Source organism: Bradyrhizobium diazoefficiens USDA 110, from assembly GCF_000011365.1.
GTDB classification, from domain to species: Bacteria; Pseudomonadota; Alphaproteobacteria; order Rhizobiales; family Xanthobacteraceae; genus Bradyrhizobium; species Bradyrhizobium diazoefficiens.
Genome location: NC_004463.1, coordinates 6,724,003 through 6,737,353, shown reverse-complemented (window position 1 = coordinate 6,737,353; position 13,351 = coordinate 6,724,003). Strand labels below are relative to the sequence as shown.

General features: G+C 62.6%; 19 protein-coding genes. 13 read left to right on the top strand and 6 right to left on the bottom strand.

Annotation, left to right across the window (positions count from 1 at the left end; genetic code table 11):
* Positions 1–26 precede the first annotated feature (26 nt).
* Complete coding sequence (locus BJA_RS30990; RefSeq protein ID WP_028174432.1) at positions 27–287, bottom strand: hypothetical protein; 261 nt, start codon at positions 285–287, stop codon at positions 27–29.
* 276 nt (positions 288–563) lie between these two features.
* Between BJA_RS30990 and rocF the strand changes: the two genes are divergently transcribed.
* The 4 genes from rocF (at position 564) to BJA_RS30970 (ending at position 3,902) form a co-directional block, all read left to right on the top strand.
* A complete protein-coding gene (gene rocF, locus BJA_RS30985; protein WP_011088863.1) occupies positions 564–1,541 on the top strand; it encodes an arginase in 978 nt (325 codons plus the stop codon).
* Positions 1,542–1,705: 164 nt separating this feature from the next.
* The gene (gene soxC, locus BJA_RS30980) at positions 1,706–2,974 is read left to right on the top strand and encodes a sulfite dehydrogenase (RefSeq protein WP_011088862.1); all 1,269 of its coding nucleotides are present in this window, start codon (positions 1,706–1,708) and stop codon (positions 2,972–2,974) included.
* Positions 2,961–3,503: a c-type cytochrome gene (locus tag BJA_RS30975; protein ID WP_011088861.1), complete on the top strand. Its 543-nt coding sequence runs from the start codon at positions 2,961–2,963 to the stop codon at positions 3,501–3,503. Before soxC ends, BJA_RS30975 begins: the two co-directional genes overlap by 14 nt.
* Positions 3,504–3,617: 114 nt before the next feature.
* Entirely contained in the window at positions 3,618–3,902 is a 285-nt protein-coding gene (locus tag BJA_RS30970; protein ID WP_011088860.1) for a hypothetical protein, read from the top strand.
* Between the two features lie 6 nt (positions 3,903–3,908).
* Here BJA_RS30970 and BJA_RS30965 read toward each other — a convergent pair whose 3' ends face one another.
* A complete protein-coding gene (locus BJA_RS30965; protein WP_038966707.1) occupies positions 3,909–5,123 on the bottom strand; it encodes a mandelate racemase/muconate lactonizing enzyme family protein in 1,215 nt (404 codons plus the stop codon).
* Positions 5,124–5,299: 176 nt separating this feature from the next.
* Between BJA_RS30965 and BJA_RS30960 the strand changes: the two genes are divergently transcribed.
* The gene (locus BJA_RS30960) at positions 5,300–5,488 is read left to right on the top strand and encodes a hypothetical protein (RefSeq protein ID WP_028174437.1); all 189 of its coding nucleotides are present in this window, start codon (positions 5,300–5,302) and stop codon (positions 5,486–5,488) included.
* Between the two features lie 153 nt (positions 5,489–5,641).
* On the opposite strand, the gene BJA_RS30955 is transcribed toward BJA_RS30960, so the two are convergent.
* Positions 5,642–6,994, bottom strand: a complete 1,353-nt coding sequence (locus BJA_RS30955; protein ID WP_011088858.1) for an NRAMP family divalent metal transporter — start codon at positions 6,992–6,994, stop codon at positions 5,642–5,644.
* A 94-nt stretch (positions 6,995–7,088) separates the two neighbouring features.
* Here BJA_RS30955 and BJA_RS43275 point away from each other — a divergent pair, with 94 nt between their 5' ends.
* The 4 genes from BJA_RS43275 to BJA_RS30940 all read left to right on the top strand — a co-directional run bounded on the left by BJA_RS43275 (position 7,089) and on the right by BJA_RS30940 (position 8,311).
* Positions 7,089–7,382, top strand: a complete 294-nt coding sequence (locus tag BJA_RS43275; RefSeq protein WP_236842104.1) for a hypothetical protein — start codon at positions 7,089–7,091, stop codon at positions 7,380–7,382.
* A 58-nt stretch (positions 7,383–7,440) separates the two neighbouring features.
* Positions 7,441–7,689, top strand: coding sequence for a phytanoyl-CoA dioxygenase family protein (locus tag BJA_RS43270; RefSeq protein WP_236842103.1), 249 nt, complete (start codon positions 7,441–7,443; stop codon positions 7,687–7,689).
* Positions 7,690–7,848: 159 nt separating this feature from the next.
* Positions 7,849–8,040, top strand: coding sequence for a DUF3606 domain-containing protein (locus BJA_RS30945; RefSeq protein WP_038966702.1), 192 nt, complete (start codon positions 7,849–7,851; stop codon positions 8,038–8,040).
* Positions 8,041–8,137: 97 nt separating this feature from the next.
* Positions 8,138–8,311 (top strand): DUF3606 domain-containing protein, encoded by a 174-nt coding sequence (locus BJA_RS30940; RefSeq protein WP_011088855.1) that lies wholly within the window; start codon positions 8,138–8,140, stop codon positions 8,309–8,311.
* Positions 8,312–8,377: 66 nt separating this feature from the next.
* On the opposite strand, the gene BJA_RS30935 is transcribed toward BJA_RS30940, so the two are convergent.
* Positions 8,378–8,563, bottom strand: coding sequence for a hypothetical protein (locus BJA_RS30935; RefSeq protein ID WP_028174439.1), 186 nt, complete (start codon positions 8,561–8,563; stop codon positions 8,378–8,380).
* A 331-nt stretch (positions 8,564–8,894) separates the two neighbouring features.
* Here BJA_RS30935 and BJA_RS30930 point away from each other — a divergent pair, with 331 nt between their 5' ends.
* The 4 genes from BJA_RS30930 (at position 8,895) to BJA_RS30915 (ending at position 11,667) form a co-directional block, all read left to right on the top strand.
* On the top strand, positions 8,895–9,089 hold the full coding sequence (locus BJA_RS30930) for a hypothetical protein (protein WP_161534046.1): 195 nt from the start codon (positions 8,895–8,897) through the stop codon (positions 9,087–9,089).
* Between the two features lie 422 nt (positions 9,090–9,511).
* Entirely contained in the window at positions 9,512–9,871 is a 360-nt protein-coding gene (locus tag BJA_RS30925; RefSeq protein WP_011088853.1) for a GNAT family N-acetyltransferase, read from the top strand.
* 572 nt (positions 9,872–10,443) lie between these two features.
* Positions 10,444–11,010, top strand: a complete 567-nt coding sequence (locus BJA_RS30920; RefSeq protein ID WP_011088851.1) for a hypothetical protein — start codon at positions 10,444–10,446, stop codon at positions 11,008–11,010.
* Positions 11,011–11,418: 408 nt separating this feature from the next.
* On the top strand, positions 11,419–11,667 hold the full coding sequence (locus BJA_RS30915) for a hypothetical protein (protein WP_011088849.1): 249 nt from the start codon (positions 11,419–11,421) through the stop codon (positions 11,665–11,667).
* A gap of 401 nt (positions 11,668–12,068) precedes the next feature.
* On the opposite strand, the gene BJA_RS30910 is transcribed toward BJA_RS30915, so the two are convergent.
* Together BJA_RS30910 and BJA_RS30905 are read right to left on the bottom strand one after the other, a co-directional pair.
* On the bottom strand, positions 12,069–12,737 hold the full coding sequence (locus tag BJA_RS30910; RefSeq protein WP_028174443.1) for an SOS response-associated peptidase: 669 nt from the start codon (positions 12,735–12,737) through the stop codon (positions 12,069–12,071).
* A gap of 35 nt (positions 12,738–12,772) precedes the next feature.
* Positions 12,773–13,156 carry a hypothetical protein gene (locus BJA_RS30905; RefSeq protein ID WP_038966705.1) on the bottom strand — a complete coding sequence of 128 codons (384 nt, stop codon included), beginning with the start codon at positions 13,154–13,156 and terminating at the stop codon, positions 12,773–12,775.
* Positions 13,157–13,351: the final 195 nt, after the last annotated feature.

Here is a 13,351-nt window from a genome sequence, read left to right as displayed (position 1 = left end):
TGACTCACGCCACGCAAGCTTCATTGCTAACGCCGGCGGGCGATGGCAACCCCGAACAGGAAGGCGACGAACAGGCTCGCGAGCGGCGCTTCACGTGTGATTGCGGCGACCGTCGCGAGCGGTTTACCCGGCTTTCGAGCTTCGTCGATGACATGCGTCAAGCGGTCGACAGCGGCGCGCAAGCCTCCCGCGACCTCGCCGATCGTGTGGGAGACGTCGGCCGCGGCGTCGATGGCGCGCTCGGCCATGCCGGGCTGGGACGGGGGCTGCGGAATTTCGGTGCTCAAATTCGTAAACTCCGCTCTGACGAGGTGAATGAGGCCGGCACCTTTGGCTATCCGCGCGAGCGCTCGTTTTGAACAGCGGGTCCGAAGACCTTTGGCTATCCGCGACAGGCGCCGTAATGTACGGCGGGTGCCGGCCTTGCAGGGGAAATGCGGCGCGCGGGATTTTGTTCCGGGACGGCTTCCCGCGCGGCGTCTTTTCACCGGGAAATACCCGTGAAACGACGGGGACGAATCTCTGTTAGGCTGGCACGATCTTGAGGATGTCAGGAGACTGCCGTGACCGATCGGACCATGCCGGATCGAGCCCGGCGCATCGCCTTGCTCGGCGCGCCCATCGATATGGGGGCCTCGCAGCGCGGCACCCTGATGGGCCCGCCGGCGCTGCGCACCGCCGGCCTTGCGACGCTGCTCGAGAGCCTGGACTTCGAGGTCGTCGATTACGGCGATCTTTCGGTGGCCGAGGTCAGGGACCTCGCTGACAGGCCGCCCGAAAAAGCCAATCATTACCGCGAAATCCAGCGCTGGACACGCGTGCTGAGCCGCAGAGGTTACGAGATCGCGAAAACCGGTGCGCTTCCGATCTTCCTCGGCGGCGATCACACGCTGTCGATGGGCTCGGTCAATGCCATGGCGCGCCATTGGCAGGAGCGCGGACGCGAGCTGTTCGTGCTCTGGCTCGATGCGCATGCCGACTACAATACGCCGGAGACGACGATCACGGCGAACATGCATGGCATGTCGGCCGCGTTTCTGTGTGGCGAGCCGGGCCTCGACGGCCTGCTCGGCGATGACCCGCGTGCGTCGATCGATCCTGACAGGCTCGATCTGTTCGGCGCGCGGTCGATCGACAAGCTCGAAAAGGAGCTGATGCGCGCACGCCGGATCAGGGTTGTCGACATGCGCCAGATCGACGAGTTCGGCGTCGCCGTGCTGATCCGCCGTGTCATCGAGCGGGTCAAGGCGAGCAATGGCGTGCTGCATGTCAGCTTCGATGTCGATTTCCTCGATCCATGCGTGGCGCCCGGGGTCGGAACCACGGTGCCGGGCGGAGCGACCTATCGCGAGGCACATCTGATCATGGAGCTGCTGCACGATTCCGGCGTGGTGGGGTCGGTCGACATCGTTGAGCTCAATCCATTCCTGGACGAACGTGGTCGAACCGCGCGGACCGCGGTCGAGCTGATCGGCAGCCTGTTCGGGCAGCAGATCACCGACCGGCCGACGCCGAGCAATGCGATCGCGCCGGGCGAGTGAATCGGGCGGACAGCGATTGTGCGCTGCAAGGAAAGGAACTGCTGTTGTTGCCGGGCGATTTAGATCAACGCTGATCGAAATCGCCTGCTTTTGAAATAGCTGCGAATTGCAAATGCCGTCGTCAGAATGTTTGATGCGGTCTCAGCACCAGCCGGGGGCTCGCAATGAGCAGCACGACACATGCCGACGATGATCCCGTGACGACCACTCGTCGTCGCTTCCTGACTGCCGGCTCGGCCGCGGTCGGCGGCGCCGTTCTCGGCACAAGCACTGCTGCTGCGGAGACCGACAATCTTCCGCCCAATGTTCCCGAATGGATGAAGGCACCGGGCGAGCCGACGGGAGGTCAGCTCTATGGTGCGCCATCGCCCTTCGAGAAGGGCGTCGTCAAGAACATCTCGAAGGCTCTCAAGCAATACATCTCGGCGTCCAGCCGGACGCCCTTGCAGGAGCTCGACGGCATCATTACGCCGAACGGGCTGTTCTATGAGCGGCATCATGGCGGCGTCCCGACCATCGATCCGGCGCAGCACCGGTTGATGCTCCACGGCCTTGTCGAACGGCCCCTGATCTTCACCATCGACGATCTGCGGCGCTTCCCGTCAGAGTCGCGCATCCACTTTCTCGAATGCTCCGGCAATCCCGGTTACACCAAGCCGTATGGCAAGACGGCATCGGATCTCGTCGGCCTGGTGAGCTGCGCGGAATGGACCGGCGTCAGCCTTAAGCTGGTGCTTCAGGAGGCGGGGCTGAAGCCGGAGGCCAAATGGGTGGTTGCCGAGGGGGCCGACGCGGCCGCGCTGACGCGCAGCATTCCGATCGAGAAATGCCTCGAGGACGCCATGCTGGTCTACAGCCAGAACGGCGAGCGGCTGCGACCGCAGCAAGGGTATCCGCTGCGATTGTTCCTGCCGGGCTTCGAAGGCAACATGAGCGTGAAATGGCTGCGCCGCCTGCATGTGACTGCCGAGCCCGTGTATTCGCGCGAGGAGACTTCGAAATACACCGATCTCCTGTCCGACGGCACGGCGCGGGAGTTCTCCTTCTACATGGAAGCGAAGTCGATCATCACCCGTCCCTCCGGCGGTCAGCGTCTGAGCGCGCCCGGCTTCCACGAGGTCACCGGCATCGCCTGGAGCGGGCACGGCAAGATCGCCCGCGTCGAGGTGTCCGTCGACGACGGGAGGAGCTGGCAGGACGCGCGATTGCAAGAGCCGGTGCTGACGCGTGCGCTGACACGCTTCCGTTTGCCGTGGCAATGGGACGGCAAGCCCGCGGTGATCCAGAGCCGCGCCATTGACGAGACCGGCTATGTGCAGCCGACGCTGGCCGAACTGCTCGCAGTGCGCGGCGAGAATTATTTCTACCACAACAATGCGATCTGGCCCTGGCTCATCGCGGCGGACGGCGAGGTGACCAATGCGCTGGCGTGAGATTTGCGGCATCGCATTAGCAATCATGCTGTGCACCTTTGGGAGCGTTGCGCAGGCGCAAAGCCCTTATGGCATCGGTCGGCCGGCGACGTCCGCCGAGATCGCGGGTTGGAATATCGATATCGGGCGCGACGGCAGCAATCTGCCGAACGGGAGTGGTTCAGTCAGCCGTGGCCGTGAAGTGTTCGCTCAACAATGCGCCTCGTGTCACGGCGAAAAAGGCGAGGGCGGCTTGGGTGATCGGCTCGCCGGCGGGCAAGGTACGATCGGAACAGCCAGGCCCATTCGCACCGTCGGCAGCTATTGGCCTTATGCGCCGACGCTGTTTGATTATATCCGTCGCGCCATGCCGCAGAACGCGCCGCAATCGCTAAGCGATGAGGATGTCTATGCGGTATCGGCCTATGTCCTGAACCTGAACGGGCTAGTGGGAGCGGACGCGACGCTCGACGCGAAATTGCTTGCGGCCGTGAAGATGCCGAACCGCGACAGGTTTGTCGGCGATGCGCGGCCCGACGTCAAAAAGTGAACGCGCGCGGGGGGCGAGGTTCCCTGCGTTGGCTTGGAACTTGCTTCGGCGAAGGCGGAACTCGCGGGACGTCATTGAATTAACCTGCGAGAGGAAAAAAGCACGGATCCTTCGATGGCAGCTGATCGCTTCGCTAACTCCATGTCCAAGGCGCTTCGCCATCCCGGCGTGATCGCGTTGATCGTGGCCGCCTTGACGATTGCTGCGATGCTGGTCGTGGATCATGGGCCGTGGAGCCGGGCCAAGACGCAGCCGGCCCATGTCGCGATGTATGCAACCACGGGCGAGGCTGCACACGCCGCCGGCGCCAAGGTGCTTCCCACCGAACCGAAATCGCCGGTCGAGCCGGAGCGGCCGGGGCCGAAGACGTCCCCGACCGTCAATCCCGTGACGCCGTAGTCCCCGTCAGCTCTTGCGACCATAGTTGAGAAGACCGCCGTTCGTCTTCGGCGGATGCGCGCGCAGCGCTTCTTCGTTCGGCTCGGTGCCCCAGCCGGGCCGGTCCGGAATGATCAGATGGCCGTCCTCGATTTCCGGTTCATGCGTGAACAGCTCGCGGTCCCAGGACAGGCGATCGATGTCGATCTCCATGATCCGCAGGTTCGGAACGGCCGCGCAGAAATGCGCGTTCATCATCGAGCAGAGATGGCCATAGAAATTATGCGGCGCGACGTTGACCTCGAACGCTTCCGCGGCTGATGCGATCTTCATCGATTGCCAGACGCCGTTCCAGGGCGTGTCGATGATCGCGACGTCCATCGCCTGCTCATGGAAATAGGGCAGGAATTCGCGCAGGCCCAGCAGCGTCTCGCAGGACGAGATCGGATGCGGGCTCTGCCTGCGGATGTAGCCGAGCGCTTCCGGATTGAAACTGTCGATCTCGATCCAGAACATGTCGAGATCCGCGATGGTGCGTAGGATCTTCAGGTAACCCTCGGTCTTGGCGTTGAAATTGCAGTCGAGCAGGATGTCGACGTCGGGGCCCGCGCCGTCGCGGATCGCTTCCAGATGCATGCGCAGGTCGCGCAGGATCTTGCGGTCGACGTTGATCTCGGGTGCGAAAGGTGAGCCGAAGCCGGGCCGCCAGCCGGTCGGCTTGCCGTCGTCGTAGGAGAAGATGTTGGTCTTGAGCGCGGTGAACTTCTTCTCGCGCACCTCGCGGCCCATCGCCTTGACGCCGTCGAGGCTTTCGATCGGCGGCTTGTACCAGGACGGATGATTGATCCGCCACGTCGCGCAATGCGACCAGTAGACCCGGACACGGTCGCGGATCTTGCCGCCGAGCAGCTCGTAGCAGGGCACGCCGAGGCACTTCGCCTTGGCATCGAGCATGGCGTTCTCGATCGCCCCGAGCGCTTGCGCCACCACGCCGCCAGCGGCGGGGCGCGTGGCGGCGAACAGCTCGGCGTAGATGCGCTCATGCTGGAAGATATTCTGCCCGATGATGCGGGTGGATAGGCGCTGGATCGCCGCGCCGACGCCCGGTGAGCCAAAGCCTTCATCGAACTCGCTCCAGCCGACGATGCCGTCGTCGGTCGTCAGCTTGACGAAGTGGTAGTTTCTCCAGCCGGCATCGCAGGCAAGGATTTCAAGGCTTGTTGCTTTTGACGATTTGGTCATGTCGCTCCCTGTCGCCCAGCGGGACTTTGTTTTTCTTGTGGCCAGATCGCAAGGCCCGGTCCTGACGGCAACTGTTAGGCCAACCATGGACCGGCGTGAAGCCCGCAGCGCTGCGGCCGAGGCTGCCTCTCGCCCCTCTTTGGCGGGGAAATGCCGTTGGACCCGGCGGGACGGCCATGATCTTTCCGGGGATCGTCGCGAAAATGCGCCGGGCGCTGACGTTTTTGGCCACAATCGGGACCGACCCTCCACCCATGAAATTTCTGGGCATGATCTCGCTTCTGGCGCTGCTCACGATCAGCGGGGCCGCCATTTCCGATCAGTTTCTGACGGCCGATCAGCACGTTGCGCAAGGGGTGAAGTAGCGCGGCGAGCGAAGGCGCTTTTGTCTTTGCAGTTGTCTTGGGGGGACAGCGATGCTTTCGATAGACCAGTTCTTGCGGCTCATCAGCGTGCCGGCCGTGTTTGCGGCCTTCATCATCGCATCGCAGATTTCGGCGGCACTGTCGCAAGGTTAGTCAGCCGACCACCGACGAGCCGAGCAGGGCGAGGACGGCCAGCGCCATCAGCGCGGTGCCGAGCCAGCCCAGCGCGACCAGCCACGACCGGGCCCTGAAACGGCCCATGATCGCGCGGCTCGAGACGATCAGCATCATCATCGCCATGATCGGAACGGCGACGATTCCGTTGAGCACGGCGCTCCAGACCAGCATGTGGATCGAGTCGATCCCGGTGAAGCCGAGGCCGAAGCCGATCGCGGTCGCGGCCGCGATGATGGTGTAGAAGCCGGCGGCCTCGTCGGGCTTTGCCTCGAGCGTGGCACGCCAGCCGAAGATTTCCGCGACACCGTAGGCCGCCGAACCCGCCAGCACCGGGATCGCGAGCAGGCCCGTGCCGATGATGCCGAGCGCGAACAAAGCGAAGGTGAAGTCGCCGGCGAGCGGCCGCAGCGCCTCGGCCGCTTCGGTCGCCGAATTGATGTGGGTGACGCCGTTAACGTTCAGCACGGCGGCCGTGGTCAGGATGATGAAGAAGGCGATGCCGTTCGACAGCAGCATGCCGAACGTGGTGTCGGCCTTGATGCGCGCGATTTCAGGGGCGCCGCCGCGCCGCGTCTCCTCGCGCAGCGGCTGGTCGCGCTTGCCCTGGTTCATCTCCTCGACCTCCTGCGAGGCCTGCCAGAAGAACAGATAGGGGCTGATGGTGGTGCCGAGCACGGCGACCACCATCATGAAATAGTCGGCGCTGACATTCGCCTTCGGCCACACCGCGGCGAGCAGCGCGGTGCTCCACGGGATCTCCACGGTGAAGGCGGTCGCGACATAGGCGAACAGCGCCAGGGTGAGGAATTTCAGCATCGGCGAATAGCGGCGATAGGGCAGGAACACCTGGAGCAGGGTCGAGCCCGCCGCGAAGATCAGCGCGTGCTCGTGGTTGAGACCGCCGATGACGAGCGAGAGCGCCTCGGCCATCGCGGCGATGTCGGCGGCGATGTTGAACGTGTTGGCGGCGACGAGCAGGCAGATGAGCGCCAGCACCGCCCAGCGCGGCGCGATCCGCATCACGTTGGCGGCAAGTCCCTTTCCGGTGACCCGGCCGATCTGCGCACTGACGAGTTGGATGGCGATCATGAACGGCGTGGTCAGAAACACCGTCCAGAGCAGCCCGTAGCCGAATTGCGCGCCGGCCTGCGAATAGGTGGCGATGCCGGATGGATCATCGTCCGCCGCCCCGGTGACGAGGCCGGGACCCAGTCGTTGCAGCAGCGTCGGCTCGGACTTCGTCGGTGCGTCGGCGCTGTCGTGCTTGGCGGGGCGGTGTTTCAGGGCGGACCTTCCAAAATTGCGAATCCTGATCTTAAGCGCGTTCATGGCCGCAAAGTTCCTGCACAATGAGCGTCGTGCGTCTGCTGAAGCCGATGCTGCCAGCCCTTGCGAACGGCACGTTGAGGCTGTAGGGAGCGCCATGAGCCGCGATCCGGCGCCCACGAAGGTCGATCCCCTGAAGGGCGAGCAGGCTGCGGCTCTCGACCGTGACGGTTATCTTCTGCTGCGCGGCGCAGTCCCCGCGGCGTGGCGCGATGGGTTGCGCGCGGCTTTCGAGTCCGGCGTGGGCACCGGCGACCAGTGGGCGGCCCCCCGGGGCGCCGGCTGGCGCCACGCCCTTGTCGATCTCGATCCGACGGTGCAGCGGACCTGTCGCCTGCCGCCGCTGCTGGCGGCGGCCACCAGCCCCTGCATCGCGATGGCGCCGGCATGAAGGCCGTCGCCGCCCTGGTCTTCCTCGATGCTTACGGCCGGACAATGGCTCAACGTGCGTGGTCCCGCGTCATCTCGACCGCGGCGCGCCCGACGAGACCCTGTCGCTCGTGACGGCCGGCGAGGCGGGGGACATCCTGGTGTTCGACGCCGATCTGCCGCATGGGGCGACCTGCAACCGCTCCGGCGCGCGGCGGCGCTCGCTGTTGCTGAGCTTCATGCCGGTGGGCGATCGGGCGAGCATTGAGGCCTGTCGCGCCGTCCGCAACGTGCGCATGGACACCAGCGAGGTGTTTATCCCCTCCTGAGCGATAATTCCGGATGCGGAGGAACGTCGCTTCATCGCGCATGTTGTCTCCGCGGCGACGGAATCTTCGCAAGGAGCGGGACAGTCACCATCGCGGCGACGGCGGCGTCAAGCCCGCCTTGTCGCGGTTCGGCCTCACCCCTCACCAGCAGAGACAGTCATGAACAGGCTCAAGCCGGCCAATATTCGCAATGCGCTCGACTTGAGCGACAAGGTGCAGGTGAAGACCCTGCGCAAGCGCCTCAAGCTGTCGCCCGATCAGTTCGCCGACGCCCTTCGCAAGTCTGGCAATTCGATCTCGGCCCTCGTCAAGGAAGCGGCCGCTGCGCGACCCGGCAAGCCGGAGGCGTAAGCCGCCGGCCTGACAGACGCCGCCGGCGAACGGCCGGATTTAGGAACGGCGCGCCGATGACGACGTTTCCCGTTTTCAGGAAGCGAGGAATTGGCCGATGGACAATCTGACGAAGCGCGAGCAACCGGACCGCAGCAAGATCAACATGGACGAGGCCTTCGAGGTCAAATACTGGACCCACGCGCTCGGCGTGTCGAAGGAGGAGCTGCAAAAGGCCGTCGACAAGGTCGGCAATTCGGCCGCGGCCGTCCGCAAGGAGCTCGCAGGGTAGGGCATGTCGCCGACAGCACCGTGCGCGAGCGCCATGAGAACAACGAGACGTGAACTCCGCGTCCGGCTACTTGACGCTGACGAACATGCCCCAGACCGCGGCCAGCGCCGCGCCGGTGAAGACGACCACCGGATTGTCGCAGAACGTGCCGCCGTAGCGGCACACGTCCGCGCCGAACTGGCCGAGCTCGTGATGGCTCGCGGAATAGAACAGTCCCGATAACCCCAGCAGTGCGGCGGCGACGTAGTACATCGGCGATCTCTCCGAAAACCTTTCCGGTTGCGCCCTCCTGGGAGGGCATGTCCCAGCCTGACGCGAACAGATTTCATTCCGCCAAATCCGATTTGCTGCATTTGAATAAAGTTTGCTCCGTCGGGCAAATCACTGGCATGATGGCAGCATCGGGCATTTCCCAGCGAGCCCCGCATGGCCGCTTCTCGCCCTTGCGGACTTCAGCCGTTGCGACTGCGACACCAGCGTTTGACCCCGAGCAGAATAGGTAAGCCCGCCTCGGAAATTTGAATCCATCCCGGGAACAAGTTGCAATTCTGTGCGTTAGGTGGCGTCGTTGGGGGAAACCATCGTGCCGACCGCCGAGTACTATTTGAAGCAAGCCGAAATCGCGTCCCGGATGGCTCTGGCAGAATCCGACCCGGAAAAAGCGAGGGCCATGCATATCCTCGCCCTGGAGTATTACGACAAGGCCTACCTTGCGCAGGTCCAGGAAGCGTCGCCACCGCAGCCAACCAGCTCGGCCAACATCATCCAGAGGCAGTGAGAGCGCGATCGTTGACGGTTTCGGATCTCGCCTCTTGGGGCCCTTCGCGCACATGGTGGCCGACGGGCGGATGTTTCGCTTTGTCATTCCGCCAAATCCGATTTGCTGCATTTAAATAGAGTTTGCTCCGTCGGGCAAAACACTGGCATGATGTCAGGATTGCCACAGCGCGTAGGATGGGTAGAGCATTTGCGAAACCCATCGCTCGGTCCCACCCGATGAAGACGATAGCGGCGTGCTCGGTCACATGCAGCGGATGATGGGTTTCGCTGCGCTCTACCCGTCCTTCGGCTTAACGGAGAAAGCGCGATGATCCGTCGTGCCCACGCGTCAGATATCTCTCGGGTGGCCGCTCTCTATCACGCGGTTTGGCACGAGACCCAGGCTCCCTTCATGCCCACGCAGAAATTATCCGTCGGTCCATGGAATTTTTCCTGGAAAGGATGACGGCACTTTTGCCTTCGACTTTGGTAACGGAGTTGAACGAAGAGGTCGTGGCGTTTTCGGCGTGGAGAGGCCGGCTTCTGGGCCAACTTTTTGTGGCGATGCCGCATCGAGGGACGCGCGTCGCGTCAAGTCTGCTGACAGCCGCTGAAATTGAGATGGCCAAGGGAGGTATTGCCGAGGCAGAACTGCACTGTGTCGTCGGCAATGAACGCGCGCGCCGCTTCTACGAGCGCATGGGCTGGCATCACAAAGCGGACATCATGGAGCAGGTTGCCGGTGAGCACGGGCAAACCGATGTTCCGTTCTGGTGCATGACCAAGGTTCTCACCCTCTAGCACACGTCCATCGACCACTCTCGAGAGCCCGCGTGGCCGCTTCTCACACTTGCGGACTTAGCCGCTGCGACTGCGACGCCGGCTTTTGACCCACAGCTATTACGGATATTGGTGGCTGCGGAAATCGACGTCACTCAATGCTCACCTCCTGAGTTGCAAGCGGAACGACGCAAAGCATGAAGAGCGGCACAGAGTCGCTGCGGCCATGTGCACCGTGCTTCGTCCGGACAGCAGGAGAAATTGCATTTTGCATAGCGCATTCGGTCAGGATAGCTGACGGTGCGCGCTGCGTTTTCCGGGCGTGACGCTGACGTCCGCCGCGTTCCATGCTATTATGTCAATATTCCAGGTCGTTCGGTCGAGCCTTGTATTGAGGTCAAAACCGATGATTGGAGCCACCATCCCCACCTACTTCGTCAGTCCAAGGCGAAGCATCAGGAAAGCATGATCACGTTGACGCTCGGCGCCGGCGTGCAACTCGATTCGACAGGAGAAAGCATACGCAGGTCGATTTCAACTCGCGGCAGTTCACGGCGGAGACCTGAACCGCCGCTTGATCTAAGGAGGCACTCATGAACGTCATCAACGTGCGCAGAGTCCCCACATTCACCGCAGCGATGAGACTCACCAAAGCAACGGCCTTTGCTGCAGCGCTCGTGTCCTTTGCCCCCGCGGCTGTCGCGGGAGAGCCGATTGAAAAGAAGGGGACTACTCCTTATGTGACGCACTTTATTTTTCGACCCTTGATGAGCATTGACACCGCCGAACTCGGCAAGGCCACGACGCTGGAGGCGGTCGGGACCACTCAAAACATGAAGGGAGAGAAGATGCTGGACAAGATGTCGGCACGCTGCGTGGCGCTGAACGTCGCGTCCGGAGACAAGAAATACATTGACGGAGCTTGCGTGCTCGCCGACAGCGACGGCGACAAGATTTTCTCGACCTTCGATACGCGAGACCTCGACAAGGCCCAGCCGAAGATGGATTGTGGAACGCATATCATCACCGGCGGCACCGGAAAGTATAAGGGCATCACCGGAAGCGAACCATTTGCGTGCATAACCATGCCTGCGTTGGCTGGCTCTGGCGATTATTTTGCGATGGACATCCCGCACAACACGTCCTGGGAAATCAAGTGATCCTGAACCCGATGCCGCCGTAAAGATGGTTGTTGAGGCGGCCATCAATCGCTGAACGAGAGCCTAGCCCACCACAGCTGGGCTCTTCTTCTGTTCATGATTTAGGTCAGATGGTCCGCCCGTGGTCCTTGGCGGACGTGGTGGCAGACGGGCGGGTATGCGCTTTGTCTCCAGGCGGCCATCTGCAACGTGACAGCCCCGATGAAACACGCCTGAAACAATCCTGAAACCCGATTGTCCTGAACTCCTTTTTCGCCGGCACCGACCAACCAAGCGAAAAGGAGACAATCATGATCCAGATCGGTTCGAAGGAAGAAGTCGCGTTCCTGCTGGCGCTGTTCGGCACCCACACCCAGCCGGTCAAGCGGCCGAAGCCGAAATCGCGGCAAGGATGAAGGCGCTGATCCCATGCCCGGCTTGGCCGAATGCCAGAGCCTCTTGCGGCTCCTGATCGCAAGGGGGGATCCGAAGGCCATCCCCATCGCCAAGGGCGCCATCGATCAGTATCTCAACACGGCGCCGGTCAGCGCCCGCGGGCGCGGCCTGCGCGTGCTCCAGCGCGATGCGCTCGACCAGCACAACCTCGCGGTCGGCGTGCAGCGCTCGTTCGCCGAAACGGTGGATGCGTATATCGAGCGGAAGCTGGCGGATGAGTGAGCTGTCGCTCTCAGATCCCAAAGGGCCGCGGCAGAGCCAGGCCACAAGTTTGTTTGTTGCAGCCTTGTGTATCGATAGAACATGTAATCTAAATCAGATACATCTCGCATCCGCACAACTAGCTCTAGATTCGTTCGAGGGCAGCGGGAGACGTGCGAATGAGCGACTATCCGGCGCGGCTATGGGAGTTCGGTGCGGCAGTCATTACCTATTGGTTATGGTGGGTAGGGACGAATTCGCGACATGGCTGTCGCAAAGACAAAATTTGATCGAGCAGGCTAGAAGGGAGTTGCGCCATTGACCAATCAGAAGCGCCCACGCCAAAACCTGCACGCCATGGCGGATTGGCGCCGGCCGCTGCTACGTCCGATGTAGCTTATGATTTGGAACGGGGCAGGGGCTTATACGGACGAGACGATATCTTCCTTGTCTGCTCCCCGGGCGACGATCTTCAACTCCTCGTCCCGCAATGGCCGCTGAAGTGCCTTCGCCTCCTCCCAAGGTGCACGTAACCACACATCCAGCTCCTCGGCCGTGGTCAAGATCACCGGCATCGCCTTAGGATGAATCGGTTCAACAACTGCATTCGGTGTCGTGGTGAGGAAGCCATAGACCTGATGCGGTCCGGGAATCGGCTTTGACTTCGTACCGCGGTCACCGTTGAAGGTCGTCCAGATGCCGGCGAACGCGAACAGCGGACGTGCCTCGGCAAGTGCAAACCAGACGACATCTCTCTTCTTTGTCTCCGGGTTGGGCTCCGGAGCGTATTCGGCAAAGCTGTTGACCGGCACGAGGCAGCGGTGCTCCGGCTTGAGCCACGCGCGCCAGTGCGGCGACGAGGTGTTGCGAATGTTGGTCACGGGTGGACCGCCGGTGCGTGGCGGTGGCGGCATGCCCCAGCGCATCATCACCAGTTCGCGTTCGCCATTGCCTGCATCACGGATGACTGGCGCTGGAAAATCCGGAAACACTCCCGGCATCGGCGGCAGGTTGCCTTCATAGCGGCGGACGACCCGGAAGAGGCCGGCGATCGCCGCCTGGTTGGTGGTGATCGAATAGAGATTGCACATAACTGCCTGCTTGGAAGGTCCGAGACTTGTGGGTTCTAGCGCTCTTCGTCTGGGTGAACCCACTTGTATGGCGTGATGCTCCGTGTTTCGGTCAGCTTGATCATGTGGACGGGTGGCGCGGAACGTCCCTTCCGGCATGATCGGCACCTGAGGGATGCCTCCAGCTTCCAGATCGGCGTATCTCGCGGTCGGCGGATCGCATCGAGCGGCAGGCTCGCGCGCGTCTTGCACCTGTTGCACTCGACCTCCAGCCAGCCCATGCCGCCGTTCAGGCATTGCCCGATTGTCGGAGACGGCTGCGACGGGCCGCCGTAACCTTCCATCCGGACGGACCAGGCCTGGCCTTCGGCTCGATCGGCTTCGCGGACTGCCTTCTTGGCTTCTTCTCGCGCATGCTTGGCGTGAATTTCCGCGCCCATGATCTGGCCGCTCCAGATGACTTCTCGTGATTTCGTGCTCATTCTGCCATCAAAGCGGCGTGCGAACAGGTTGGCAAATTATCGATTCCTAGGGGGCGGCGAAGGGCGGGAGCTACTGCCTGTCGTGGGTGTGGATAAGATCGGCCGGCGCTAAGGAGCGCATGCACAAATGCGCGAATGTCGGCTTCTGATGAC